The sequence below is a fragment of the Paraburkholderia sediminicola genome (genome assembly GCF_046026895.1).
Lineage (GTDB): Bacteria > Pseudomonadota > Gammaproteobacteria > Burkholderiales > Burkholderiaceae > Paraburkholderia > Paraburkholderia sediminicola_C.
This window is the reverse complement of sequence record NZ_JAQQEU010000061.1, coordinates 1-25,515: the sequence shown is the minus strand read 5'-3', so window position 1 is coordinate 25,515 and position 25,515 is coordinate 1. Positions and strand designations below refer to the sequence as shown.

The window sequence follows — 25,515 nt, the reverse complement described above, 5'->3', positions numbered from 1 at the left end:
ATTGTCGGCAGGCCCGGGGGCGGTGTGTGCTTGTCAGGGTTTCAACTCCGCCTGTTGCTGCTTCTTCACCGGTTGCCCTTGCTTTTCGCCGCCTTCGCCGCATGCCGGTGCCCCTCTGCGGCTGCCTCCTTCATCGCCCTTCCGAATCCCCTTGCACCATCGCCCCACGCGCAGGCAAGGTATCATCTCGCCCCTTCCACACTCCCCGCTGCCGGAATCCGAACGATGCCAATCTGGGTTGATGCCGACGCCTGTCCCGTCGTGATCAAGGACATGCTGTATCGCGCCGCGCGCCGCACCGGCATGCCGCTGACGCTGGTCGCCAACACGTATCTGCGCGTGCCGCCGTCGCCGTTGATCCGCGCGATCCAGGTGCCGGCCGGCTTCGACGCCGCCGACGACCTGATCGCCGAACGCGTCGCCGCCGGCGACCTCGTGATCACCGCCGATATCCCGCTAGCCGCCGCCGTGCTCGCGAAGAACGCGCAGGCGCTCGACCCGCGCGGCAACTGGTACACGCCGGGCACGATCGAAGAACGGCTGCGCATGCGCTCGATGCTCGACCAGTTGCGCAGCAGCGGCGTCGACACGGGCGGCCCGGCCGCCTTCAGTCCGCGCGACAGCAAGAGCTTCGCGGGCGAGCTGGATCGCTGGCTGGCGCGCCAGCCGGCGCGTTCTGATGCGCCGGCGCCACACTCTCCGGACGAACCTCCCGCGTCATAAGCCTTTGCGGGCGGTGCCGGCACGCGACACCGCGCGCGGCCGCCATTCATGATTACAATCCGCCCGTAGCCCCGCGCCCATGGCCCCCGGCGCCTCGTCTAACGGCGCGCCACCGCGCCGGACCGCTGCGCTTCACCCGCCTCCACACAAGAACCGCTTTCTGAACAACGAGAGACCCACCTCATGGACTCGATAAGTCGCTACTTCGGCTTCGACGCCGCCGGCACCAACCTGCGCACCGAAGTGCTCGCCGGCCTGACCACCTTCCTGACGATGGCCTACATCATCTTCGTCAATCCGGCGATTCTCGGCGATGCCGGCATGCCGAAGGAAGCGGTGTTCGTCGCAACCTGCATCGTGGCCGCGCTGGCTTCGCTGATCATGGGTCTGTACGCGAACTACCCGATCGCGCTCGCGCCGGGCATGGGCCTGAACGCGTACTTCGCGTACACCGTCGTCAAGGGGCTCGGCTTCACCTGGCAGGCGGCGCTCGGCGCGGTGTTCATCTCCGGGTGCCTGTTCCTGATCGTCACGCTGTTTCGCGTGCGCGAAGTGATCGTCAAAGGCATCCCGCACTCGATACGCATTGCCATCACCGGCGGCATCGGTCTGTTCCTCGCGATCATCTCGCTGAAGTCGGCCGGCATCGTGGTCGGCAATCCGGCCACGCTCGTCACGCTCGGCGATCTGCACAACCCGCACGCGATCCTCGCGATCATCGGCTTCTTCGCGATCGTCACACTCGACTATCTGCGGGTGCGCGGCGCGATCCTGATCGGCATTGTCGGCGTGACGGTGCTGAGCTTTTTCTTCGGCGGCAATCAGTTCCACGGCATCGTTTCCGCGCCGCCGTCCATCGCACCGACGCTGTTCCAGCTCGACATTCGCGCGGCGCTCTCCACCGGCATCCTTAACGTGGTGCTGGTGTTCTTCCTCGTCGAACTGTTCGATGCGACCGGCACGCTGATGGGCGTCGCCAATCGCGCGGGGCTGCTGGTCGAAGGCAAGATGCACCGGCTGAACCGCGCGCTGCTCGCGGACAGCACCGCGATCCTGGCCGGATCGATGCTCGGCACGTCGTCGACCACCGCGTACATCGAAAGCGCGTCGGGGGTGCAAGCCGGCGGGCGCACCGGCGCCACGGCGATCACGGTGGCCGTGCTGTTTTTCGCGGCGCTCTTTTTCGCGCCGCTTGCGGCCGATGTGCCCGGCTACGCGACCGCGCCGGCGCTGCTGTACGTGTCGTGCCTGATGTTGCGCGAAATGGTCGACCTGCCCTGGGACGACGCCACCGAAGTCGTGCCGGCCGCGCTCACCGCGCTGCTGATGCCGTTCACCTATTCGATCGCCAACGGCGTCGCGTTCGGCTTCATCTCGTATGCGGGGCTGAAGCTGCTGACCGGCCAGGCGCGCAAGGTGAAGCTGGTGGTGTGGATCATCGCGGCGATTTTCCTGTTCCGCTACTTCTACCTCGGCAGCGAATAAGCGCGACGACTATGATCCAGTGGTTCGCGCTGGCCTGGTTCACGCTGATCGGCTCCGATTCCATCGCGCGGCCCTTGCTCAAGGACGCGCATGAATGGCTCGGCAATGTGTTCCATGGGGTGATCGACCAGCATGCGCTGTCGGCGATCGCACATCACGTGGTGTTCAAGGACCCGACGTTGCGGCGGATATTCTGAGGCGCGCTGAATTTGCTGGCACCACAGGCGCGCGCACTCACGCAGCGCCTGAAGCGTCTGCAGTGAACACGTTTCCTTGATGTACCGCGCACAAGACACCAGCAGGCAGGACCACGAACGACGGCTACGCGAAGTTGCCGCAGCCGGTTTGAACGGCTCGCGCCGCGCTCAGGTTTCGACGACCCGTGGTTTCGCGCGGCTTTGCTTCTCCGTTCGGGCATACAAGCGTTCCAGCGCTGTGAGACGCACGAAACGCCGTCAGTCAGTTACGCCAGTTCGCCTCGTAGAACCGCACATAACCGCTCCTGAGCACGAGACACTGCGCCCGCGTTTCCGACAACAGACGGCGCGTGGCGGCCTCGATGCGGGCCCGGTGGGTGTCGAATGCGACGACCATGTCCTCCAGACGAGGAGACGCGGCGCCGAAGTGATCTTCGAGCGCTTCTGCCGTAATCATGCATTCCACCCTCTGCCCATCGACCATCGCCGGGAACGCCAAGGTGAGTTCGCGACCTGAATATTCAGGAGTTTCATTGGGGAATAGGATCTGCATGGGTTCACCTGGAAGGTTGGGTGCCGCGCATGGGTAACGTGTTGATGCGCGCGCAGGTTGCATCCGATCGCGCCAGCAGCTCCCTCCTCCTTGTCCAATGCTGACGGCGCGGGCTCGTCACCCCGCTGCGGCGCCAGCCTGATTCGCGCCTCGCGGAGGTGAATTGATTCACTGTAGACGAGTTCGGGCGCCGCGCAAGTTTTCCTTGCTGTTTGCCTGATTCTGGTGCGCCACGGGTCTTTTTGCGGCGTGCGGCAAGCGCGGCCTCGGTGTTTTTGCTGCCGCGCAGCGCGCGTCTCGTCCTGTAAGATCGGTGTTCGGCCGCGGGCGCGCATGGTGCGCTGCGGCATCGAACGGCGGGCCACGCACCCGCCGCGCGTCCGATCACCGGAGACATGCCTTGACCCGTCGTCCTGTTACGCCGGCCAGCATCGGCCGGCCCGATGTCATTGCGCAAGCTCACGCGCGCTCGCTCGAAATCGGCTTGCGGGCGTCGGAAGCTCCGGACTTTCAGCCACTGCGTGAGGCCGCGCTGCGTGAGCTGGTCGAGCGCAATCAATCGCTGTATACGCATGCGCTGCCCGTCATGGAGACGCTGCACGCGCAGATCATCGACACGCAAAGCATGGTGCTGCTCACCGACCAGCGCGGCGTGATCCTGCACAGTCTCGGCGACAGCGACTTCGTCGAAAAAGCCAATCGCGTCGCGTTGTGCCCGGGGGTGTCGTGGGCCGAAGCGGATCGCGGCACCAATGCGATCGGCACCGCGCTCGTCGACCGACAGCCCACCGTCGTCCACGCGGACGAGCACTTCCTGCACGCCAACCGGATCCTCACCTGCTCGTGCGCGCCGATTGCGGACCCGTTCGGGCGCACCATCGGCGCGCTCGACGTGAGCGGCGACACGCGCGGCTTTCACAAGCACACGCTGGCGCTCGTCAGGATGTCGGCGCAGATGATCGAGAATCATCTGTTCTCCAATCAATTCGCCGACGCGATCCGCGTGCACTTTCACGCGCGCGCGGAATTCATCGGCACGCTGTTCGAAGGGCTGGCGGCGTTCGCGCCGGACGGCACGTTTCTGTCGGCGAACCGCAGCGCGCTGTTCCAGTTCGGCCAGCCGCTCGCCGAGCTGCAACGGCAACCGTTCGACGCGCTGTTCGGCTGCGCCTTCGCGAGCCTGTTGCAGCAGATCGCCCGCGCGCCTGGCGAAAGCATTCTGCTGACGCTGCGCAGCGGCGTGCGGGTGGTCGCGCGCGGTGAATTTGCGGCGCCGCGCTATGTCGCGCCGCGGGAGGACGTGGGCGGCATGGCGCGTGCGCCGCTCGCGGGCGGTGCGCGTCACACGGCGCGCGCGGCCGACCCGGCGCCGCCGGCCACGCTCGAAACGCTCGACACCGGCGACGCGCAAGTCGCCGCGATCTTGCGGCGCGTCGCCAAACTGCGGGGCCGCGATATTCCGATTCTCGTGCTCGGCAAAACCGGCACCGGCAAGGAGTGGCTCGCGCGCGCGATCCATCACGATTCGCCGCGGCGGGCCGCGCCGTTCATTGCGCTCAATTGCGCGTCGTTGCCCGACACGCTGATCGAAGCGGAACTGTTCGGTTACGAGGACGGCGCGTTCACCGGAGCGAAAAAACGCGGCAGCGTCGGCAAGATCGTGCAGGCCGACGGCGGCACGCTGTTCCTCGACGAAATCGGTGATATGCCGCTCGCGCAGCAGGTGCGTTTGATGCGCGTGCTGCAGGAGCGCACCGTCGTGCCGCTCGGCGGCACACGGGCGATTCCGGTCGATCTGCGGATCGTGTGTGCGACTCACCGCAACCTGCGCGAGATGATCGACGCGGGCACCTTCCGCGAAGACCTGTATTACCGGATCAACGGACTCGTCGTGACCTTGCCGGCGTTGCGCGAGCGTACCGATCTCGCCGCGCTGGTCGCGCGCATGCTGGCCTTGCAGCCGGAGGGCGAGCGCTTGCCGCGGCGCGTTTCCGACGCCGTGCTGGAGCGGTTCACCCAGTGCCGCTGGCCGGGCAATCTGCGGCAACTGGCGAACGTGCTGCGCACCGCTAGCATCATGGCCGAAGGCGCGGAGCAGATCGAACTGGAAGATTTGCCGGACGACTTTTTGCAGGATTGCGTGGAGGTGGCGGTTGAGGGGGGCGTGCGAGCCGCTGTCGCCGCCGTCCCAGGCGTCCCAGGCGTCCTAGGCGTCTCAGGTAGCGATGACGACGGACGCGGCGCGGCGCGAGCGTCTGCGCAACACGCGTCGGCACGGATGGAAGATTGGCAGACCGCGCTGATCGCGCAGACGCTCGCGCGGCTCGATGGCAATGTGTCGGCGGCAGCGCGGGAGTTGGGGCTGGCGCGCAATACGGTGTATCGATATTTGCGGCGCGGCGGGACCACGCATTGAGCGGGGCTGTGAATGGTGGTGCGGGGGGTGACCGGGCGTGATGCTTGATACCAGGCGTTCAGCGTTCGGCGTTCGGCACTGGCGCACCGGACGCCATGCGGCCTCTCCACGCCCCGACCCTCACGCTGCGGGCAACGCAACTGGCACAAGCGCTCGACCTCGAACCGGCCTCGCACCATCAGCCGGCCTCCGGCCGATGAATGCCGCCCCCGCCCATCGCGTGTAAAGTGTCGCGCACCCAGCCACGCATTCACACGATGTCCGATCCAACCCGCCCGCCTGTCGTTCGCATCGAGCCGCTCGGCCAAAGCTTCGAAGCGCCCGATTCGCTGACCATCCTCGAAGCCGCCGGCTTCGCGAATCTGCGTCTGCCGCGCTCGTGCCGCAATGGCACGTGCCGCACGTGCCTCTGCAAAATGATCGCCGGCCAGGTGCGCTACACGATCGAGTGGCCGGGTCTCAGCCGGGAAGAAAAAGTGGCAGGCTATATCCTGCCGTGCGTGGCGATAGCGCAAACCGACGTGGTGATCGAAGCGCCGGATGCAATCGAATTGCCGCAGACGCCGGCGTCGACGCGCTGAAATAAGAGGAGATGAAGCGCGCCGTGTTGCACAGTGCGCCACTTGTCTCACACGGGGCTTAACGCCCGTTGCCCATTGCGCGGGCGATTTTCTTGTCGGTGTTGTACTGGCTCAGCGCATACACCGACCAGATCGCGGCCGGAATCCAGCCGATCAGCGTAATCTGCAATATCAGGCAGATGATGCCCGCAATCGGACGGCCGATCGTGAAGAACTGAAGCCACGGCAGAATGATGGCAAGCAATAAACGCATTCAGATTTCCTGTTTGTGTTGCATGGCGGTGTGCTCGCCCCGCAATGAGCAAGCGCGCCTGGTTAGATCGGTGCGAAGCGCGGCACCTTGATGCCTTCCTGTGCGACGAGCTCGAAAAACACCGAAGCGGGACGCGTCCAGATCGTACCATTGCTGGCTTTGTAGACGATCATCGTGATCGTCGGATCGGACTCCAGCGTCGCTTCGCAAATCAGTTCGTAAATGCCGTCTCTGTAGTGCCGGTAGCGCACCAGGTCCGTCCTCGTCGAATGATTGAAAACCGCGGCGTTTCGGCACGGCGGTGTTTGAATGGGCACCGAAGCGGCATCCCGCGGTGCGTCAGCCGCCCTCTTTTATCTGCTTCAGGATCTTGTAGACGGTGGCGCGCCCCATCGTCAGCACGGCGGCCACGTAGTTCGCGGAGCTACGGCCGCGAAACGCGCCCTGCGCATGCAATGCCTCGACGATTTCCCGCTTGTGTTCACGCGTGAGCGCATTGATGCCGATCTGCCGCTCGCGCAGCCACGTGTGCAGATACGTGTTGATGCGATCCTGCCAGTCGTCGCGGAACAGGTCTTCAGCGGGCGCATCCGTGAGCGTGCCGCCCTTGATGAACAGATCGAGCGTCGAGCGCACGTCCTCGAACACCGCGATATTGAAGTTGATGCACAGCATGCCGGCCGGCTTGCCGTCATCGTCGAACAGGATGTTGCTCACGCAGCGCATGCGCCGGCCGTCCCAGTTCAGCTTCTCGTAGGGGCCGATGGTCCGGCCGCGCGCCGCATAGTGCACTTCGTCGAGGACCGACGGCCCGCCGACTTCGAGCTTCGACAGATTGTTCACGAGGTACGCGATGGTCTGGCTGCGCAGGTCGTGAATCACCACCTCGGCGCACGGGTAGAGCAGTGTCGCGATGCCGTCGGCGATCGGAGCGTAACGCTCCAGCAGCAGGTCTTTCACAAGAGACACGTTTGTGTTGCGCATTGGGAGTCGCAGTGTTCGAAGGATGCAGCGCCGGCCTCGCACACGCGAAGCGCGGCAGAAGCGCCGATGCCGGCACAAGGGCATACGCGGCAACTCGCCATTGTAGCCACCCTGCCCGGCCATCGCGACCACCGCGCCGCACCGTTGAATCACCCGCCGCCGCCTCAACCATTTTTGTCCGCCTGGCGACGCGATTTTTTTCGTGCGATAAACGAATCTACCCGTTCACGGAGCAGCAGATGGCCACACTCGAAGCGTTCCGCGCCGTGCTCGACGACAAAGGCACGCCGGAGATCATCCGCAACCACATCATCGATTCGCTGCAGTACGCGCTGCGCAATCACGGGCAGATCTTCACGTCGAAGGAAGTCGAATGGCTCGCCGGCTGGGATGAGGCGCGCATTCCGCTCGCCGCGACGCGCGAGTTGCACACGCGCGTCGCGGAAACCTCGCGCTGAAGCACGCTTGCGCCCGGCCAATCGACGCCGGCATCGGCGCCGTGCGACGCGTGGCACCCGCTCCGCCGCTCATGCGCAGCGCGCCGCAAGCGACGGTTCAACACCCGCAAAGCCCCGCCGGCTGGGCGATGTACCCGCGCGCGGAAGTTTTTGCTATCCAATCAGGCCCATTTAGTGCATCATATTGGAATAGCTGCATTCCGCATTCGTAGCACCGGCAACACCGGGCAGTCCCAAACCGGCATCTCCGCACCACCCCCGACTGTTCGACCGCCGCCCGTCGGCGATCCCGTCACTCCGGCAATGCGCCGCATGCATTCGCCGTCGCGAGTTGTACTGCTGAGTGGTTCAGCTTTACGCGCCCGATGTCTGCGCGACTTCAGCGTGTTTCTTCTCCATCGAATCCGCGACTTTGCGCGGCCGCGCTCAAGCCCTTGCCATCGGGCCTGTGCCAACTTTTTCCGTGGCGGCGCGCCCCTTGGGTGCAGCGCCGCCGGCCGTCTTGCCGCGCGTAACACGCGTGACATGTCGGCCACGTAATACAGGACACGTGCCTCATGAAATCAGCTGTCAAGACGTACAAGGGTTTTGAGATTCACCCGCTCGTTTATCCGCGCCGCCCGGCGGACGGTCAGACGAGCCGCAATCCGGACGCGGGCTACGACGCGTCGGTGCGCATCTGCCGTGTCGGCGCCGACGCGGCGGCCGACGGCCGGGTGTTCCGTCTGCAGTACCTGTTTCCGTTCGACGGCACGGGCAAGGCGCGCATTGCGTGCATGGCCCATGCCGAGCAACTGATCGACGGCCACGTGGATGGCCAGTCCGTCGCCGATCTTTGAGCGGTACTATCAGCGCATGGCGCTGATGCCGCAACCACAGCGGGTGCGAACCCGCTGTCAACCAAATTCGATGCTGCGCCGCCCGGCCTCGCCAGCGACCAGCACCCCGTTATCCCATCGACCAGGAGTTATGCATGGCGAAAGAAGAACTGCTTGAACTTGACGGTATCGTCGACGAAGTACTTCCGGACAGCCGTTACCGCGTGACGCTCGACAACGGCGTCGTGGTTGGCGCTTACGCGTCCGGGCGCATGCGCAAGAATCACATCCGTATTCTCGCGGGCGACCGCGTGACGCTGGAACTGTCGGTCTACGATCTGACCAAAGGCCGGATCAACTTCCGTCACAAAGACGAGCGCGCCAGCGGTGGCGGTGCTGCTCGCAGCAACTCGCAATTCCGTCGCCGTTAAGGCCTGACGGCATGCTGAGTCCGCGGCGCAGCACAGTTGTGCCGCCGTAACCGCCATGGTTACAGGCGGTGTGGCCCGGCGCGGCCCGTCTCGATCGAGTCGCACTTGAAGTCTTTCGCGCCCCTTCTCCGGCCTGATTCGCCGATTCATTGATTCTCAGGCCTGCACGGCGGCGCGCCACGGCGCCGCTGGAGCATCACGCGTGCCGTGGACGGGTTGTCGTTGTCTGCGGCCGCATCGCGGGTGGTGGCGAGCGCAACGCGCTGGCACGCCGCATCTCGCTCGCGACCAGCCGTCTGGCTGGCTTCAGCGTTTTCCCGCACGCGGCGATGTCCGCCGCTTCAGCACGGCACGCCATTCGCGGCCCCACATCGCCGCTTCTTCCTACAGCCCGAACACCGCTCCGAGATCCTCTCCGGCGGCGCTTCTGCGCATCTGTTCGACTACCCGCTCTTCCAGTTCCGACAGATGCTCGCGCATCGCCATCAATGCCGCTGGCAGGTCGCCCGCATCGAGCGCGTCGATGATGTGCGTGTGCTCGTCGGCGGAACAGGCCGAGCCCTTCGACGGATCGAATAGCGCCTTGTACAACTCGGTCTTCGCGACCAGTTGCCCGACCAGTCCGAGCAGTTCGGTGCCGCCCGCCAGCTCCGTCAGCAGCACGTGGAACTGGCCCGCGAGACGCACGGATTCGTCGATGGCGCCCGCGCGCAGCGCCTTCTCTTCGCTGCGCACATGCGCGCGCAAGCGGCGCTTGTGCGCAGCGCTCAACGCCCCGCACAACGCCGCGACGATCCCCGCCTCGACGATCTGCCGCGCCCGGTACACCTGCCGAATGTCCTCTTCCGATGGCGATGGCACGAACGCACCGCGATTCGCTTCGAGCACCAGCTTGCCCTCGAAGCCAAGCCGGGCCAGCACCTTGCGCAGTGCTCCGCGCGTGCAGCCGAACGCGGCCGCGAGATCCCGCTCGACCAGCTGCGCGCCGGGCCGCAGACGCCCTTGCAGCAATGCCGTGGTAATCGACGCGTAAACGCGCTCTTCGACGCTGAGCGAATCGGCGGCGCTGCGCACGGGCGCGTGCGTGGCGGCTGCGGTTTGGGTGTCGGCGGATGAGGACCGTCGGGAGCGTGGAGCCATGAATACAGTAACCGGGAACAAAGCGATCTCGACCGGCATTCTAGCCGCGGCGAGCGGCCCGCGCGCGCGGAAAACAATCAGGTTGCAAGTTCGCCCGGCACTGCGCGGCGCCAGAACATGGATCAGCGCGGGGCACCCACACCTCCCGGAGCGCAGCCTTCGCAATCTTCCAGAGCGAGAGGCGTGGACCACTCCAGCTGAACCTCTCCCACTAGCCGGCACCCTGCGCCTATGCCACTCGCTATACCCGACATCAGAAAAATGGTTAACCATTTTATGGTAATATAGTTGACAAAAACCGGGCTCGCACTGTCACTTTGCCGCTCAGTGATCCCCACAGTGCGCGTCCGCAGGCCCGTTCATTGACAAGCCCGCCGCCACTCGCGCGCAGGGTTTTCGCCGCCGCGTGCTGAGTGTGTCGTTCGGCGCGGCGCTCATCTTCCGTAGCCAGGTTCATCGTGAATTCGCACTCCAGCGCCAGCGCCGCCCCTACTCCTATCGACCACCTCAATCACGCCGCCGTGCTGACGGGCACGACATCGTGTGGCTCGGCGCGATCGTCGTGATCGGTATCAACCTGCGCCCGCTGCTGACCTCGATCAGTCCGCTGATGACGACGATTCGCGACGCCACCGGCCTGAGCTTCTACGGCGCTGCGTTGCTGACCAGCGTGCCGGTCGTCGCGATGGGCATCGGCGCGTTCGGCGCGGGCGTGCTGACCCGCTGCATCGGCGAAACGCGGGGCGTCGCGCTCGGCCTGCTGGCGATCGCGCTGGCCTGCGCGGCGAGATGGGCGGCAGCGAGCGGGGCCGCGCTGCTCGCGACGGCGATCCTGGCCGGCGCGGGCGTCGCGGCGATCCAGGCGCTGTTGCCCGCCGTCATCAAGCAGCGCTTTCACGCGCGCGTGCCACTGGCGATGGGCGTGTTCTCGGCCTCCATCATGGGCGGCGGCGGACTCGGCGCGAGCTTGAGCCCGTGGGTGAGCCGCGCGACCCAGTCATGGCATGCGGGCCTCGCGGTCTGGGCGGTGCCTGCCGGCATCGCTCTGCTCGGCTGGCGGGCTTTGAATCGCCAGCGTTCGCAGCGCATCGCAGTACATACCGCGCCGCCGCATGCAGCGGCGTTTTCGCCATGGAGCACGCCGCGCGCGTGGACGCTCGGGCTCTACTTCGGCATCGTCAACGGCGGTTATACGAGCCTCGTCGCGTGGCTGCCGGCGTTCTATCAGCAGCGCGGCGCGAGCGTCGCGGCAAGCGGCTCGCTGCTGGCGGCAATGACGGTCTTTCAGGCCGCGTCCGCCTTGCTTCTGCCGCTGGCCGCGGCGTCGTTCCGGGACCGCCGGCCCTGGCTGATGCTGGGTCTGTCGGCGCAATTGTTCGGACTACTGGGCTTGATCATCCGGCCCGACACGCTGCCGCTCGTATGGATCGGCGTGGCGGGCGCAGGCCTGGGCGGCACCTTTTCGCTCACGCTCGTGACCGCGATGGACCACTCGGCCGATCACCTCGTGGCCGGCAAGCTGGTCGCGTTCACGCAGGGTGTCGGTTTTGTCGTGGCGGCGATCGCGCCTGTCGTCGCCGGTCTCGTGCGCGCCTGGAGCGGCGGCTTCGGGGCCGCGTGGATCATGCTGGCCTGCTGCGTCGCCGCGATGATGGCGCTGACCCAGCTGTTTTCGCCGCGCGGCTACCGCGAGTGGCGCTGACGGGTTGAGCTGCGCGAGCATGCGCCGCTTCGGTGCATCGGGTTCGCGTGCCCCGAGCGGGTGCAGCGGCGCGAGCAGGACCGCGGGTAAGTCCGTGATTGCTTACGGTAACGGGCGAAGGGGCTCTCTTGGCATATGTGTTGCCTTAATCATAGTCAGCCGTCGATAAAACCCCACCTCATGCTGCGTGTTCTCCTCGTAACCGATACCGACAAGCCCATCGGCGATCTGCGCGATGCGCTCGCCCTGCTTGGCTGCGAAATGCTGGCCGGCACCGCGACGCCGCAGGCGCTGCATCGCGCGGTGCAGAACGAGCGGCCCGACGTGATCATCATCGACACCGAGTCGCCGTCGCGCGATACGCTCGAACAGCTCGCGGTGATGAACGCGACCGCGCCCCGGCCGGTGCTGATGTTCAGTCACGACGCCAACCAGCAGTTGATCCGCGACGCGGTGAATGCCGGCGTCACAGCCTATCTGGTCGAAGGCCTCGCGACGCAGCGGCTCGCGCCGATCCTCGAAGTCGCCCTCGCGCGCTTTGCGCAGGAATCGCAGTTACGCGAACGCCTCGCGCAGGTCGAGAACGAGCTTGCCGAACGCAAGCTGATCGATCGCGCCAAACGCCTGCTGATGGATCAGCAGAAAATCACCGAACACGCCGCCTACGCCCTGCTGCGCAAACGCGCGATGAACCAGGGCGTCAAACTCGCCGAAGTCGCGCGCGCGGTCGTCGCGTCGGCCGACACGCACAAATGAAGCGCCGCTCATGAATACTTCCGCCTCCATCGCCGCATCTTCCCCAGCCGGCCGGCTCGAAAAGACCCATGTGCGGCTGGGCTTCGTGGCGCTGTCCGACGCCGCGCCGCTCGTCGCCGCGAAGCTGCTCGAATTCGGCCACGCGCATGGGCTGACGCTGGAACTCCAGCGCCAGCCGTCATGGGCCGCCGTGCGCGACAAGCTGTTGTCGGGCGATCTCGACGCGGCACACGCGCTGTATGGGCTCGTCTACGGCGTGCAGCTCGGCCTCGGCGGTCCGCGAACCGACATGGCCGTGCTGATGGTGCTCAACCGCAACGGCCAGGCGGTCACGCTGTCGAACCGTCTCGCCGACGCGCTCGCCGAACACGGCAGCCTGCCCAAGGCGCTGGCGACGCTCGGCCGCAAGCCCGTGTTCGCGCAGACCTTCCCCACCGGCACGCATGCGATGTGGCTGTACTATTGGCTCGCGTCGCAAGGTGTCGATCCGTTGCGCGATATCGAGAGCGTCGTGATTCCGCCGCCGCAAATGGTCGCCGCGCTCGCCGAGGACAAGCTCGACGGGCTGTGTGTCGGCGAGCCGTGGAATGCGCTGGCTGAAGCGCAAGGCGTCGGCAGAACGGTGGCTTATACGAGCGAAGTATGGCCCGAACATCCCGAGAAAGTGCTCGCGTGCCGGCGCGATTTTGTCGACGCGAATCCGCATGCGACGCGCGCGCTCGTGCAGACGATGCTCGAAGCGTGCCGCTGGCTGGACGGCGCGGGACATCGTGAGGAGATCGCGCGCTGGCTCGCGCGGCCCGACTACATTGGCATCGATGAAGCGGCGATTGCCGCGCGGCTCGGCGGCGCTGCCGGCGTTGCGGCCGTCGCGTCAGGCATCCCGCCCGTGCGGTTTTTCGACGACGGCGCGGCCACCTATCCGCATCCGTTCGAAGGCGCCTGGTTTCTCACGCAGTTCGAGCGCTGGGGGATGATCGACGCGCGCCCCGACTACGCGCAGATCGCGGCGCGGATCAACCAGACGCAGTTGTATCGGGAAGCGGCCGCGCGCGTGAACGTCGCGGTGCCCGGCGAGGACGTGACGCGGGTTCTGATCGACGGCGAGGTGTGGGGGAGTGGCACGGCATCGGCCGCGTATGCGCGGCGCTTTCCGATTCGCCGCTAGCGGATGAAGCAAGGCGCGCGGGTGGTCGCTGCGGCCCGCGCGCCTGGTTCACCGACCCGCTACCGCCGTTAGGTCCGCGCGAGCCGCGCGGACCTCATGGCCGCCCGGCTAGAAGTTGAAGTTGTCGATATTGCTCGCGTCGAAGGTGGTCGGCGGTCCGAGAATGATTTCGCCTTGCGGCCCGATCGTGCGCTTGCCGAGCTTGCCGGCATCGAACGATTCGCCTTCCTTGCCGCTGATCTTGCCCGAAGACAACGCCGCCGCCGCATAAGCCGCCAGGTAACCGAGCTGGTTCGGGTCCCACAACTGGAACGCGGTCACGGTGCCGTTCTTCACGAACGCGCGCATCTGGTTCGGCGTGCCCAGGCCGGTCACGGCGACCTTGCCCTTGCTCGACGACGACGAGATATAGCGCGCGGCCGCGGCAATGCCGACCGTGGTCGGCGCGACGATCGCCTTCAGATTCGGATACGCCTGCAACAATCCCTGCGTTTCGACGAAGGATTTCTGATCGTCATCGTTGCCGTAGGCGATTTTCACGAGCTTGATCTTCGAATACTCCGGCTTCTTCAACTCCTCCTGCATCCACTTGATCCACGTGTTCTGATTGGTCGCGTTCGGCGTGGCCGACAGCACCGCGAACTCGCCCTCGCCGCCCATCAGCTTCGACACCAGCTGCACCTGGCCACGGCCGATGCCTTCCGCGTTCGCCTGATTTACGAACAGCTGGCGGCCCTCGGGCGCCGTGTCGGAGTCGAAGGTCACGACCTTGATGCCTTGCCCCATCGCTTTCTTCAGATACGGCACCACCGCATTCGCGTCGTTGGCGGCGATCACGATCGCGTCCTGGTGCTGCGTGATCAGCGTGTTGATGTACTGCACCTGTGACGACGCACCCGCGTCCGACGGTCCCACCACCTTGCCCACGCCGCCGAATTCCTTGATCGCGGCCATGCCGCCGTCGTCGGCGATCACTTCATACGGGTTGTTGATCTGCTTCGGAATGAATGCGATCTTCAGGCCGCTTTTCAGGTCCGCGGCGGACACCGCGCAACTGAGCGCGAGCAAGGCGGCGCAAAGCGCGGCGGTGCCGGTGTGACGTAGAAGAGGTTTGAACATGAAGAGTCTCCTGACTTGTTGTTGGACGTGGTGGTGTCCGGGTTATCGGTTGTTGGACTTTCTCTTTACTGGCAGCTTTAAGACGACGTTAAAGAAGAAGCGGACTTCGCGATGAAACGCCGGTCACGCGCCGCGCGCCACCGGGCGACCAGATTCGGGATCAGCACCGAGGCCAGCAGCAGCACGCCGGTGACGACGGTCAGCGTTTCGCTGGACACGTCGTCGAGCGTCAACGCGTTTTTCAGCACGCCGATGATCAGCAGCGACAGCAGCACGCCGATCATCGAACCGCGCCCGCCGAAGATGCTCACGCCGCCGAACAGCACCGCCGCGATCACCGACAGCTCGAAGCCTTCGCCGTTATCACCGCGCGCACTGGTGAAGCGCAGCGTGTAGACAATGCCCGCCAGCGCGCTCATCACGCCGGACAGCACGAACAGGCGCAGCCTGATCTTTGCCACTTCGATGCCGGAGAACGCCGCGGCGGTCGGATTCGCGCCGATCGCGTACAGGCTGCGGCCGAACGCGGTGGACTGCAGCAGCACGGTGAACAGCACCGCGCCGACGATCACGATCACGAACGGCAACGGAATGAAACTGGCGCCGAGCGTGTCCATGCCGAACGCCGTATAGCCGGCCGGGAAATCGGCCACCGCCTGGTCGCCGAGCAACACATACGCGAGGCCGCGAAACAGCGCCAGCGTGCCGATCGTCACCGCGAGCGAAGGCAGGTTGAGCTTGACGATCACGAGCCCGTTCAGCAGCCCGGCCAGCGCGCCGGCAATCAGCACGAGGACGATCACGACCGGCATCGGCAAGCCCATATGCCATAGCACGCCCATCAACGCGCTCGACGCGCCGAGCACCGACGCGACCGACAGATCGATTTCGGCGGCGACGATGATCAAGGTCATCGGCAGCGCCATCAACGCGATCTCGGTCAGATCGGCCAGCACATTGCTCAGGTTCGCGCCGGTGAGAAACACCGGCGACAGCCAGCGTCCCAGCCCGAGCGACAGAATCAGCACGATCACCAGCAGCACTTCCCATTGCAACGGGGTTTCGCGTGTGCGCGTCAGCAGCGCGGAATCGGGTTTAGCCATGATCGCGTTTCCTCATCATGCGTTTGGCGACGGAGCGGGCCAGCAAGGTATCGGCGGTGATCGCGGCGACGATCAGCGCGCCTTCGATCGCCTGCTCCCAGAACGGCGACACATGCAGCACCACCAGCGCGATGCTGATCACGCCGAGCACCAGCGCGCCGAGCGTGGCGCCGAGAATCGTGCCGACGCCCCCCGTGATCGCGACACTGCCGACCACCGCCGCCGCGACCACCTGCAATTCGATGCCCTTCGCGGTGCTAGCGTCCACGGTGCCGAAACGGGCCAGCCACAACGCGCCCGCGAAACCGGCAATCGCGCCCGACAACAGAAAGCCCGACATCACACGCCGCTCGACGTTCACGCCAGCGAGGCGTGCCGCCTCCGGATTCGAGCCGATCGCGTAATGCTCGCGGCCGCCGCGAAACTGCTTCAGATATACCGCGAGGCCGACCAGCACGACGAGCGCGATCAGCGCAAGGTTCGGAATGCCGAGCAGCGTGCCGGTCGCGAGCCGCGAATACGCGTCGGGCAGACTGGTCGCGTTGATCTGGCCGCCGTGCACCCACGCGTAATCCGCGCCGCGAAAGATGTACAGCGTGGACAGCGTCGCCACCAGCGACGGCACGCGCCCCACCGCGACCAGCAGCGCGTTGATGCCGCCCGCCACGAGCCCGATGACGAGCCCGGCCGCCAGCGCGACGAGCACCGGCATATGCGGAAACGCGACATACAGGCTGCCGACCGCATACGCGCTGATGCCGACCGTCGAGCCGACCGACAGATCGATATGCCGCATCAGGATCACCACCGTCATGCCGGCCGTCAGCAAGCTGATGATCGACACGTTCAGCAGCACGTCGCGCAGATTCTGCAGATTCAGAAACTGCGGTTTCGCCAGCCCCGTGCCGACGATCAACAGAATCAGCACGACGAAGAGCGTGGTCTCGCGGCTCTTCGCGATGCTCGCGGCGAAACCGCCCGGCGTGCTGGCGGAGCGCTTGGGCAGCGGCGGTTGAACCGGTGCGGGATGAGTCGAGGAATGGCGCATCATGCGGCGTGTCCCAACGGTGGAAGCGGTTGACCGAGCGCGGCGCCCATGATGCGCTCTTCGTCGGCGTCGGCGCGCGCTATATCCGCGCTGATACGTCCCTCGTGCATCACCAGCACGCGGTCGGCCATGCCGAGCACTTCCGGCAATTCGCTCGAAATCATCAGCACGGCCATGCCTTCGCTCACCAGCTCGGCCAACGCGCGATACACCTCGGCCTTCGCGCCGACGTCGATGCCGCGCGTCGGTTCGTCGATGATCAGCACCTTCGGACCCGTGGCGAGCCACTTGCCGAGCACGACCTTCTGCTGGTTGCCGCCCGACAACGTGCCGACCGGCGCACTGGGATCGACCGCTTTCAGACGCAGACGTGTGCCCCACTCAGTGGCGAGTTGCGTCTCGCTGCGCGTCGAGATCAGGCCGTGCCTGACGAGCCGTCCGAGCACCGTCATCGAGGCGTTGCGGGCGATGCTCAGTTCCAGCGCGAGCCCCTGCTGGCGCCGGTCTTCCGGGACCAGCGCGAGGCCGGCGCGCACCGCGGCGGCGGGCCGGCCCGTCGTCAGACGCGCGCCGCCGAGCCAGACTTCGCCCGCATCGAGCGGATCGATGCCGAAGATCGCCCGCGCGACTTCACTGCGCCCCGCGCCGACGAGGCCGGCCAGCGCGACGATTTCACCGGCGCGCACGTCGAAGGAAATGTCCTTGAATACGCCCACGCGCGTGAGGCCGCGCACCGAGAGCCGCACTTCGCCTGGCGGAAGGTCGGCCTTCGGATAGAACGTCTCCAGATCGCGGCCGACCATCTTCGCGACGATCGACTCGGTGGTGAGATCAGCGGTCAGCCCGTCGAACACTTTCGCGCCGTCGCGCATGATCGTCACGCGTTGTGTCAGCGTGAATACTTCGTCGAGCCGGTGCGTGATGAACAGGATCGCGACGTCGCGCTCGCGTAGCTTGCGCACGATCGCGAAGAGCCGCTCCACTTCGGGCAGCGACAGCGCAGCGGTCGGTTCGTCCATGATCAGCACGTTGGCGTTCAAGGACAGCGCTTTGGCGATTTCGATCACCTGTTGATCGGCAATCGACAAACCGCGCACCAGTTGATCCGCGCGCAGGTCGACGCCGAGCGAAGCCAGCAGGCCGTCCACTTCGCGGCGCATCGCGTCGTATTGAATGCGGCCGATCCGGTCGACCGGCTGCCGCCCCATGAAAATGTTTTCCGCGATCGACAGATCGAAGAACAGCGTGGGTTCCTGATAGATGACCGCGAGCCCGGCGTCGCGCGCTTCGGCGGGCGTCGCGAAACGGCGCGGCGCGCCGTCCACCAGCAATTCACCGGCGTCCGGCTGATGCACGCCGGCGAGAATCTTCACGAGCGTCGACTTGCCTGCGCCGTTCTCGCCGAGCAGCGCATGCACTTCGCCCGGCCACAGCGCGAGATCGCCGTCGGACAACGCACGTACGCGGCCGAATGATTTACTCGCGTGCCGCAGTTCGAGCCTGGGCGTTGCGGATCTGGATTGCTGCACTGCCTTGTCTCCTACTTTCCTTGTTCGCGTTCGGGGGGCGTCGGCGGCCTCAGATGCGATAGCAGCGTTCCGCGTTACGGCGAAACAGCGCTTCCTTTTCGGCGACGCTCGCGCCATCGACGATCGACGCATACGCATGCCACAGGTCCGTATAAGAACCGAACAGCCGGTCGACCGGAAAATTCGACGCGAACATCGCGCGCTCGACGCCGAACGCGTCGATCGTTTCGAGCACATAAGGCCGCAGGCTTTCGACGGTCCAGCGATGATCGAACATCGCGAGTCCGCTGATCTTCACCGCGACGTTCCTGCAATCCGCGAGCAGGCGCATCCCGTCGCGCCACGCGCGATACCCGGCGACGCTGCTGCGGTCCACGAACATGCCCGCATGGTTGACGATGAACTGCGTGTCGCCATGAGCGCGCGCGAGCGCGGCGGCTTCCTCCATCTGTGACGGGTACAGTTGCAGATCGAACGACATGTCGTAGCGGCGCAGCAGCGCGAAGTGTTCGCGCCATTGCGGCTCGCGCATGAAGTGCCGGCCGACGTAGTCGAATAGCCGGTTCTCATGCACATTCAGGATCTGCCGGATGCCGCGCGTATTGGCGAACGACGCGTGCGCTTCGAGCACGGCGGGCGCATTCGGCGCGGACAGATCGACGGCGGCGACGATCGCATCCGGCATCCCGTGCGATTCCTTGCGATCCGCAATCGACTGCAGCCAGCGCGTTTCTTCGACCGGAACGGCGGGATCGTGATTCGCTTCCACGTGCACCAGTTTCAGCACGTCGATGTCGCCGGCTTCGCGCAGCAGATCGTCGAGCAGGTAGTCGTGCTTCAGATCGCGCGCGTCGCCCACGAACGACACGCCCGGATTGTCCAGCCACGGATAGCGATGCGTCTTCAGATCCCACAGATGGATATGCGAATCGACAACCTGCATGCAGCACACTCCGTCCAGTGAAGGTCACTACGAGGTCAGCTCAGCGAATTCAAATGAAAGACCGGTTCGAGCGATTGCTGAAGCGGCGCATGATCCGGCGCCGTCCGCATGATGTCGGCCATGTAATCCCACCATTTGCGCATCACGTCGACTTGCGGCAACTGATCCATGGTGTGATGGCGCGTGCGCGTCAGCACGGCAAAAAGATAGTTCGAGTCCGGGTCGAAGAAGATCCGGTACTCACGCACACCCGCGTTGTGCAATGCGTCAACCAGTTCGGGCCAGATCTGCGTGTGACGTCGTTCGTATTCCTCGCGCATGCCGGGGTTGAGCACCATGCGGAAAGCGATTGTTTCCATTGCGGCCTGTCTCCCGTCGTATTCGGGCGCCTTCTTTGCGCAGCGTAGAAGCGTCTGATGCGACTATAATTCCTGCGTCGATAGCATCTCGATCCGATGTTGGGATTGGGCGATCCACAAACCGAATCGCACCCGGACCATGAGCCAATACTCCGCTGCCGTCGCACTCGTCAACCGGCTCAAGTTCAAGCATCTCGCGCTGCTCGTCGCGCTCGACGACACGCGCAATCTCCATCAAGCCGCCGACGCCGTCAACGTCGCCCAGCCGAGCGCGAGCCGCATGCTCGGCGATATCGAAGAAGCGTTCGGCTTCCTGCTGTTCGAGCGCAACGCGCGCGGCATGACGCCCACGCCGCTCGGTGTCGTCACGCTGGCTTATGCGCGGCGCGCGCTGGCCGAGTTGACCCGTTTCGCCGAAGACCTCGATGTGAAACGGCGCGGCGGTCACGGGCAACTGACCGTCGGCGCGATCATGGGCGCCGCGCCCGATCTGCTGGCCATGTCGGTGGCCGCGCTGAAAACCGAAAGCCCGTTGCTCAACGTGCGCATTCTCGGCGAAACCAGCGACCAGGTCGTCCAGTTGCTGCATCGCCGCGAAGTGGATCTGGCGCTCGGCCGACTGACCAGTCCGCTGCAACACAACGACTTCAGTTTCGAACCGCTCGCGCGCGAAACCCTGCTGCTGGTCGTGCGTTCGGTGCATCCGCTCGCGCAGCGCACGCGCATCACGTTGCCCGAACTGGTCGACTGGCCGTGGGTCGCGCAGCCCGTCACCAGTCCAGCGCGCGTGCTGTTCGAGGAAGAACTCGCGCGTGCGGGACTCGCGACGCCGGTGAACCTGACCGAGTGCGCGTCGATCTTCGCGACCCTGCAGTTGCTCGAGAACTACGACGCGGTCGCGATGCTGCCCGAGTCGGTGGTGCGCGATCACGTGCGCGGCAAGCTGCTGGTCGCGCTGCCGCTGGAGATCGGCAAGAGCCTTGCCGGCTTCGGCATTCTCACGCGCAAGGAAGAAGCGCTCGCCGAACCGGCGCTGCGCTTCATCGAGCTGCTGCGCGGGTTCTCGCGCAAGCTCGCTCGCGACGACGCCGCGCTCGGCGCTTCGTCCGCGGCGGATTCGCTGAGCGTGCCGGCTCCCGTGCATTGACATCGGCATCGCCCGTTATTGCAGATTGACGAACAGGCCGCCGTCCACCAGCAACGCGGCGCCTGTCACATAGCGCGCGCGGTCCGACGCGAGGAACACCACGCAATCGGCGACATCTTCCGGGCGGCCCAGGCGGCCAAGCGGAATGCGCTTCTCGAAGTAGGCTTTCTTCGTTTCGTCGGCGAGGTCTTGCGCGTTCAGGTCGGTCGCGATCGTGCCGGGCATCACCGAATTGCAGCGAATGCCGTACGGCCCTAATGCGATCGCGCACGACTGCATCAGCGAATGCACGCCCGCCTTGGTCGGCGTGTAGTGCGTCTGCATGCCGCCGCCGACTAACGCGCTGATCGAACTCGTCGCGACGATCGCGCCGCCCGTGCCCTGCTTCTTCATCTGCTGCGCGGCGGCTTGGGTGACGTAGAACGCACCGTTCAGATTGACCGCCACCGTCGACTCCAGCACGTCGGGCGGCATGTCGAGAAACGCGTGGAACGGGCAGATGCCGGCATTGCTGGCGAGCACGTCGACTTTGCCGAACGCTTCGACGGTGCGGCGCACCAGCGCCTGCCCCGTGTCGCGCGCGGCGACGTTGCCTTCCACCGCGATTGCGCGCCGCCCCAGCGCCTCGATTTCGCCGACCACTTCCGCGACGGCGGAGCGGCGTCCATAGGATGCGTCGTTATCGCCCCAGTAGTTGATCGCCACGTCTGCGCCTTCGGCGGCGCATGCGACGGCTATCGCGCGGCCGATGCCGCGCGAGCCGCCGGTGACGATCACGACCTTGTCCTTGAGCAGCACGTCATTCTCCTTTGCTGGGTCATCAATACTGCAAGCGGTAGTCGCTCTGGTGCGCGTGATCGAAGGCGGCCTCGCGCGGAGCCGGCTCGGCGCGAGGCCGCATGAAGCAACGCACGATCAACGCGGATAGGGCCGAACCAACGCACACTCCGGATTCAACCGCACGCCGAACCCCGGCGTGTCGGGCACCTTCATCCGTCCATTGACGGGCACCGGCTCGTCGAGCAGAAGCGGTGTAAACATCGGCACGACTTCGTCGGCCTTGGGCGCCATCATCAGAAACTCGGAGAACGGCGAGTTGTGCCGCGTGACGACGAAGTGATAGCTGTACACCGACGACCCATGCGGCACCACCATCACATTGTGCGCATCGGCAAGCGCGGAGATCTTGATCAGCTCGGTGATGCCGCCGCACCAGCCCACGTCCGGCTGGATCAGATCGCAGCACTGCATCTCCAGCAGCATACGAAAGCCCCAGCGCGTCGCCTCGTGCTCGCCGGTGGACACCATCATGCCGCGCGGCACGTTGCGGCGCAGTTCGGCGTAACCCCAGTAGTCGTCGGGCGGCAGACACTCTTCGATCCATTTCAGGCCGTATTCGTGCGCCCCCTGCGCGAGCCGCGTCGCGTAGCGCACGTCGAGGCTCATCCAGCAGTCGTACATCAGCCAGAAGTCGTCGCCGACGCGCCCGCGCATGTCGGCGAGCTTCTCCAGGTTCTGCCGCAGACCCTCTTCACCTTCCGCGGGACCATGCTGCAACGGCAGCTTGCCGCCGATGAAGCCCATCTCCTTGGCCAGATCGGGCCGCGCGCCGGTCGCGTAGAACACAAGTTCGTCGCGCACCGGGCCGCCCAGTAACTGATACACCGGCTCCTTGCGCACTTTCGCGAGCAGATCCCACAACGCCAGATCGACGCCCGAGATCGTATTCAGCACCACGCCTTTGCGCCCGTAGTACAGCGTCGCGAAGTACATCTGATCCCACATCTTCTCGATGTCTGTGACGAGCTGACCTTCGAGAAAGCGCGCGAGATGTTTCTCGACGATGAACGCGCCAATTTCACCGCCCGTCGTCACCGCGAAGCCGACCGTGCCGTCGCTCGCCTCGATCTCCACCACCAGCGTGCCGAGCACGTTGATGCCGAACGACTGGCGGCTCTGGCGATACTCGGGATAGCGCGCCATCGGCGTCGCGATGTGATCGTCGATCCAATGTCCGCCGGGCTGATCGTGATAATCCGCGCCGCCGCCTCGAACGATGAAGGCACGCACGTGCCGGATAGTAGGCATGGCCATGAAAGGAGCTCCGTTAGGGATGTGTCGAACGCGCAGTCGACAATGCGCCTGGCAGGCGCGATGCAGTAAGTTCCGGGAAGACGCGCAAGGGCGGGCAGCGGCGCGGCTGCTTGTCCTTCGTCGGCGTGAGCGCTTCGTTCGCCACGGGACGCGCGCGCTTGCGGCGCGCTGCGATGCTGTCGAACCTCTGACGTGAAACGCACGCGTGCGGGTCCATATCGTCTCCTTCGCAGAGCACGCGCTTGGCGGCTCCGCGCTTTTGTTCTGTGGGGTGTTGCGTCGGTGCCGCCCGGACGGCGCCAGGCGTTCAGTAAGTCGCGCGACCACCAGAAAGGTCGAACACCGAGCCGGTGCTGAACGCGCAGTCCTCGGACGACAGCCACAGGATCAGCGACGCCGCTTCTTCCGGCAGCAGGAAGCGGTTCATCGGAATCTTCGAGAGCATGTAGTCGATGTGCTGTTGCGACATCGAATCGAAGATTTCGGTTTTGGCTGCGGCCGGGGTGACTGCGTTGACCAGAATGTTTTTGGTCGCCAGCTCTTTGCCGAGCGACTTGGTCAAGCCGATCAGGCCCGCCTTCGACGCACTATAGTGCGATGCGTTCGGGTTGCCCTCCTTACCCGCCACCGATGCGATATTGACGATCCGGCCGTAGCCCTGCTTGAGCATTTGCGGCACGACCGCGCGGCAGGTGAGATAAGGGCCGATCAGATTCACGTCGATCACGCGGCGCCAGACGTCGGGCGCCAGTTCCCACGTCGCGCCGTTGCCGCCGGTGATGCCGGCGCCATTGATCAGCACGTCGAGCGCGCCATGCTCGGCGACGGTTTGCGCGACGGCTTCGGCAACCGCGGCTTCCTCGGTCAACTCGACCGTGATGGCGGTGACCTTGCCCAACTCGCCGAGTTCGCGCTGGCTGCGCGCGAGGCGTTCGCCGTCGACGTCCCACAACGCGACCGACGCGCCCGAGTTCAGCGCCCGCTGCGCCACCGCGTAGCCGATGCCGCGCGCGCCGCCGGTGATGGCGACGACGCGCCCCTCCAGATCGATTTTGTTCATCGCTGTGCTCCTGTGGGCCGCCCTTGAGGGCTTGCCTGTATGTTGTTGTTTCGCTGCTGTCCGTGCTGACCGTTCAGCAAATATACGGGCGGCGCGATGCGTCAACAATTCGAGTATTGGAGGAGGCGATAACAAAAGCGGATCGACGGTGGGGGCATGCGGTCACCAATCCCTCGCCTGACTTGCCGTCGCTGCAGCAACGGGTGGCGACTCAAGCGGCCGCCCCCTCCCTTCAGATTACGACCCATCCGCCGATAACCAATTGACATAGAAAGCTTGAGCGACCGCCCGCGCGACCATACCGCGCGGCCACGTCGAAACACAAGATAGGTGGAAAATGGGAGAAGGACGGTTTTCGGCTTCTACACGTTCGCCTGCAACAGAACGGGCAATGACTCCGTCCTCGGTAGAAGCAGACCGTCGCCTCTATCATCTGGTCGTTGCGACCATCGCATCTTTTTGCCTCGTTGTTGTCAGTGGCCAGCTCAAAACCATGGCGGGCGAAATCGTTGCTGTATGGATAGCGGACGGCTACCTGCTCGGACACCTGATGGCGGTCCCTCGTCGCAGCAAGCCGTTCATCCTTGCAGGCGGGGTAATTGGCAATCTTGCCGCAAACTTGTTAGGGGACGAAAGCCTTTACGTATCGCTTTCGTTCACCGCCGGCGGGATGGTCCAGGTGTGTGCGGCAGCGTGGCTTTTGCCGTGGGTCAGTTCTTCAAAGGAACTGATCAACCCGAAGACATTTCTTCGATTTGTGTTCGCAGCAGGCGCGCTTGCACCGTTGATTTCCGGATTGGCTGCGGTATTGCTGCTCCAGGGCGTCTTTACCACCCACCCGTTTTCTTCATTTTCAAACTGGGTGATATCCGCGTCGCTCGGCCTCATGATATTTACGCCCGTGACCTTGAATATCGTCACGGGTGAATGGCGCAGCCTGCTGGAACCGGGCAACCGGATAAAGTCGCTGGCGCTTCTGGGGCTTGTCGGATGCGTCACGGCCTTGATATTCGTTCAGACCACCCAGTCGGTGCTTTACTGGGCCCTTCCGCCGCTCGCTCTCCTGGCGTTCCACGCCGAACTTTCGACCGTTCTTCTCGGCATCCTCCTTTTTATCAGCATTGCGGTGCCACTGACCGTGCGCGGAATGGGGCCGCTCTGGTTGACTCCCTTCAGCGATATGCAGCAACGTATCCTTGCGCTTCAGGTCTTCACGCTAGCCGCCCTGTCCGTCGCACTTCCCATCACGGTGATGCAAGTTCAACGCAATCGGCTCGTTGGACTGGTTATCGACGGTCATCGCAGATTTCGCCAGCTGGCTGAACACTCCGATGAGGTCATCATTCAACTGGCTTCGAACGGCGAGTTCCAGTATGTCTCCCCCCGTGTAAAACATATCCTTGGACACGAACCCCACGAACTGGTTGGGTGCCAGTTGGAGCGCATGG

General features: G+C 65.1%; 27 protein-coding genes. 13 read left to right on the top strand and 14 right to left on the bottom strand.

Annotation, left to right across the window (positions count from 1 at the left end; translation table 11 throughout):
• Positions 1-225 precede the first annotated feature (225 nt).
• The 3 genes from PQR02_RS30160 (at position 226) to PQR02_RS30150 (ending at position 2,405) form a co-directional block, all read left to right on the top strand.
• On the top strand, positions 226-723 hold the full coding sequence (locus tag PQR02_RS30160; RefSeq protein WP_408240222.1) for a YaiI/YqxD family protein: 498 nt from the start codon (positions 226-228) through the stop codon (positions 721-723).
• Between the two features lie 183 nt (positions 724-906).
• Positions 907-2,208, top strand: a complete 1,302-nt coding sequence (locus PQR02_RS30155; RefSeq protein ID WP_408240219.1) for an NCS2 family permease — start codon at positions 907-909, stop codon at positions 2,206-2,208.
• 11 nt (positions 2,209-2,219) lie between these two features.
• Entirely contained in the window at positions 2,220-2,405 is a 186-nt protein-coding gene (locus PQR02_RS30150; protein WP_408240217.1) for a hypothetical protein, read from the top strand.
• 262 nt (positions 2,406-2,667) lie between these two features.
• Here PQR02_RS30150 and PQR02_RS30145 read toward each other — a convergent pair whose 3' ends face one another.
• Entirely contained in the window at positions 2,668-2,958 is a 291-nt protein-coding gene (locus tag PQR02_RS30145) for a DUF1488 family protein (protein ID WP_149669197.1), read from the bottom strand.
• Between the two features lie 400 nt (positions 2,959-3,358).
• Here PQR02_RS30145 and PQR02_RS30140 point away from each other — a divergent pair, with 400 nt between their 5' ends.
• Positions 3,359-5,374, top strand: a complete 2,016-nt coding sequence (locus PQR02_RS30140; protein WP_408240213.1) for a sigma-54-dependent Fis family transcriptional regulator — start codon at positions 3,359-3,361, stop codon at positions 5,372-5,374.
• Between the two features lie 257 nt (positions 5,375-5,631).
• A complete protein-coding gene (locus tag PQR02_RS30135) occupies positions 5,632-5,955 on the top strand; it encodes a 2Fe-2S iron-sulfur cluster-binding protein (RefSeq protein WP_408240210.1) in 324 nt (107 codons plus the stop codon).
• Between the two features lie 58 nt (positions 5,956-6,013).
• On the opposite strand, the gene PQR02_RS30130 is transcribed toward PQR02_RS30135, so the two are convergent.
• From PQR02_RS30130 to PQR02_RS30120, 3 genes are all read right to left on the bottom strand, one after another.
• Positions 6,014-6,208, bottom strand: coding sequence for a YqaE/Pmp3 family membrane protein (locus PQR02_RS30130; RefSeq protein ID WP_408240207.1), 195 nt, complete (start codon positions 6,206-6,208; stop codon positions 6,014-6,016).
• Between the two features lie 62 nt (positions 6,209-6,270).
• Positions 6,271-6,462, bottom strand: a complete 192-nt coding sequence (locus PQR02_RS30125) for a DUF1653 domain-containing protein (RefSeq protein ID WP_408240270.1) — start codon at positions 6,460-6,462, stop codon at positions 6,271-6,273.
• A gap of 85 nt (positions 6,463-6,547) precedes the next feature.
• A complete protein-coding gene (locus PQR02_RS30120; protein ID WP_408240204.1) occupies positions 6,548-7,192 on the bottom strand; it encodes a helix-turn-helix transcriptional regulator in 645 nt (214 codons plus the stop codon).
• Positions 7,193-7,431: 239 nt separating this feature from the next.
• Here PQR02_RS30120 and PQR02_RS30115 point away from each other — a divergent pair, with 239 nt between their 5' ends.
• The 3 genes from PQR02_RS30115 (at position 7,432) to infA (ending at position 8,899) form a co-directional block, all read left to right on the top strand.
• Positions 7,432-7,650, top strand: a complete 219-nt coding sequence (locus PQR02_RS30115; RefSeq protein WP_408240201.1) for a hypothetical protein — start codon at positions 7,432-7,434, stop codon at positions 7,648-7,650.
• Between the two features lie 557 nt (positions 7,651-8,207).
• Positions 8,208-8,489, top strand: a complete 282-nt coding sequence (locus PQR02_RS30110) for a DUF1349 domain-containing protein (RefSeq protein ID WP_149669190.1) — start codon at positions 8,208-8,210, stop codon at positions 8,487-8,489.
• 134 nt (positions 8,490-8,623) lie between these two features.
• The gene (gene infA / locus PQR02_RS30105; RefSeq protein ID WP_149669189.1) at positions 8,624-8,899 is read left to right on the top strand and encodes a translation initiation factor IF-1; all 276 of its coding nucleotides are present in this window, start codon (positions 8,624-8,626) and stop codon (positions 8,897-8,899) included.
• A gap of 384 nt (positions 8,900-9,283) precedes the next feature.
• On the opposite strand, the gene PQR02_RS30100 is transcribed toward infA, so the two are convergent.
• Entirely contained in the window at positions 9,284-10,039 is a 756-nt protein-coding gene (locus tag PQR02_RS30100; RefSeq protein ID WP_408240197.1) for a GntR family transcriptional regulator, read from the bottom strand.
• A gap of 538 nt (positions 10,040-10,577) precedes the next feature.
• On the opposite strand from PQR02_RS30100, the gene PQR02_RS30095 reads away from it, so the two are divergent.
• The 3 genes from PQR02_RS30095 (at position 10,578) to PQR02_RS30085 (ending at position 13,665) form a co-directional block, all read left to right on the top strand.
• Positions 10,578-11,741, top strand: a complete 1,164-nt coding sequence (locus PQR02_RS30095; RefSeq protein ID WP_408240267.1) for a cyanate transporter — start codon at positions 10,578-10,580, stop codon at positions 11,739-11,741.
• Positions 11,742-11,921: 180 nt separating this feature from the next.
• Positions 11,922-12,497 (top strand): ANTAR domain-containing response regulator, encoded by a 576-nt coding sequence (locus tag PQR02_RS30090; protein WP_408240194.1) that lies wholly within the window; start codon positions 11,922-11,924, stop codon positions 12,495-12,497.
• A gap of 10 nt (positions 12,498-12,507) precedes the next feature.
• Complete coding sequence (locus PQR02_RS30085) at positions 12,508-13,665, top strand: CmpA/NrtA family ABC transporter substrate-binding protein (protein WP_408240191.1); 1,158 nt, start codon at positions 12,508-12,510, stop codon at positions 13,663-13,665.
• Between the two features lie 108 nt (positions 13,666-13,773).
• On the opposite strand, the gene rhaS is transcribed toward PQR02_RS30085, so the two are convergent.
• The 6 genes from rhaS to rhaM all read right to left on the bottom strand — a co-directional run bounded on the left by rhaS (position 13,774) and on the right by rhaM (position 19,766).
• Positions 13,774-14,784: a rhamnose ABC transporter substrate-binding protein gene (gene rhaS, locus PQR02_RS30080; RefSeq protein WP_408240188.1), complete on the bottom strand. Its 1,011-nt coding sequence runs from the start codon at positions 14,782-14,784 to the stop codon at positions 13,774-13,776.
• Between the two features lie 77 nt (positions 14,785-14,861).
• Complete coding sequence (locus PQR02_RS30075; RefSeq protein WP_408240185.1) at positions 14,862-15,887, bottom strand: ABC transporter permease; 1,026 nt, start codon at positions 15,885-15,887, stop codon at positions 14,862-14,864.
• Positions 15,880-16,938 carry an ABC transporter permease gene (locus tag PQR02_RS30070; RefSeq protein ID WP_149669183.1) on the bottom strand — a complete coding sequence of 353 codons (1,059 nt, stop codon included), beginning with the start codon at positions 16,936-16,938 and terminating at the stop codon, positions 15,880-15,882. The genes PQR02_RS30075 and PQR02_RS30070 overlap by 8 nt, the downstream gene beginning before the upstream one ends.
• Positions 16,935-18,464, bottom strand: coding sequence for a sugar ABC transporter ATP-binding protein (locus PQR02_RS30065; protein ID WP_408240180.1), 1,530 nt, complete (start codon positions 18,462-18,464; stop codon positions 16,935-16,937). Before PQR02_RS30065 ends, PQR02_RS30070 begins: the two co-directional genes overlap by 4 nt.
• A 49-nt stretch (positions 18,465-18,513) precedes the next feature.
• Positions 18,514-19,407: an amidohydrolase family protein gene (locus PQR02_RS30060; protein ID WP_408240177.1), complete on the bottom strand. Its 894-nt coding sequence runs from the start codon at positions 19,405-19,407 to the stop codon at positions 18,514-18,516.
• A gap of 35 nt (positions 19,408-19,442) precedes the next feature.
• Positions 19,443-19,766, bottom strand: coding sequence for an L-rhamnose mutarotase (rhaM, locus tag PQR02_RS30055; RefSeq protein ID WP_408240174.1), 324 nt, complete (start codon positions 19,764-19,766; stop codon positions 19,443-19,445).
• 139 nt (positions 19,767-19,905) lie between these two features.
• Between rhaM and PQR02_RS30050 the strand changes: the two genes are divergently transcribed.
• A complete protein-coding gene (locus PQR02_RS30050) occupies positions 19,906-20,913 on the top strand; it encodes a LysR family transcriptional regulator (RefSeq protein ID WP_408240171.1) in 1,008 nt (335 codons plus the stop codon).
• 15 nt (positions 20,914-20,928) lie between these two features.
• Here the strand turns inward: PQR02_RS30050 and lra1 are convergent, their stop codons facing one another.
• The 3 genes from lra1 to PQR02_RS30035 all read right to left on the bottom strand — a co-directional run bounded on the left by lra1 (position 20,929) and on the right by PQR02_RS30035 (position 24,067).
• Complete coding sequence (lra1, locus tag PQR02_RS30045; protein ID WP_408240168.1) at positions 20,929-21,711, bottom strand: L-rhamnose 1-dehydrogenase Lra1; 783 nt, start codon at positions 21,709-21,711, stop codon at positions 20,929-20,931.
• A gap of 117 nt (positions 21,712-21,828) precedes the next feature.
• Positions 21,829-23,007 carry an L-rhamnonate dehydratase gene (rhmD, locus tag PQR02_RS30040; RefSeq protein ID WP_408240165.1) on the bottom strand — a complete coding sequence of 393 codons (1,179 nt, stop codon included), beginning with the start codon at positions 23,005-23,007 and terminating at the stop codon, positions 21,829-21,831.
• 307 nt (positions 23,008-23,314) lie between these two features.
• Positions 23,315-24,067: an SDR family NAD(P)-dependent oxidoreductase gene (locus tag PQR02_RS30035; protein ID WP_408240162.1), complete on the bottom strand. Its 753-nt coding sequence runs from the start codon at positions 24,065-24,067 to the stop codon at positions 23,315-23,317.
• Positions 24,068-24,458: 391 nt separating this feature from the next.
• On the opposite strand from PQR02_RS30035, the gene PQR02_RS30030 reads away from it, so the two are divergent.
• Positions 24,459-25,515: MASE1 domain-containing protein (locus PQR02_RS30030; protein ID WP_408240158.1), on the top strand; the 1,057-nt coding region annotated here is incomplete at its 3' end.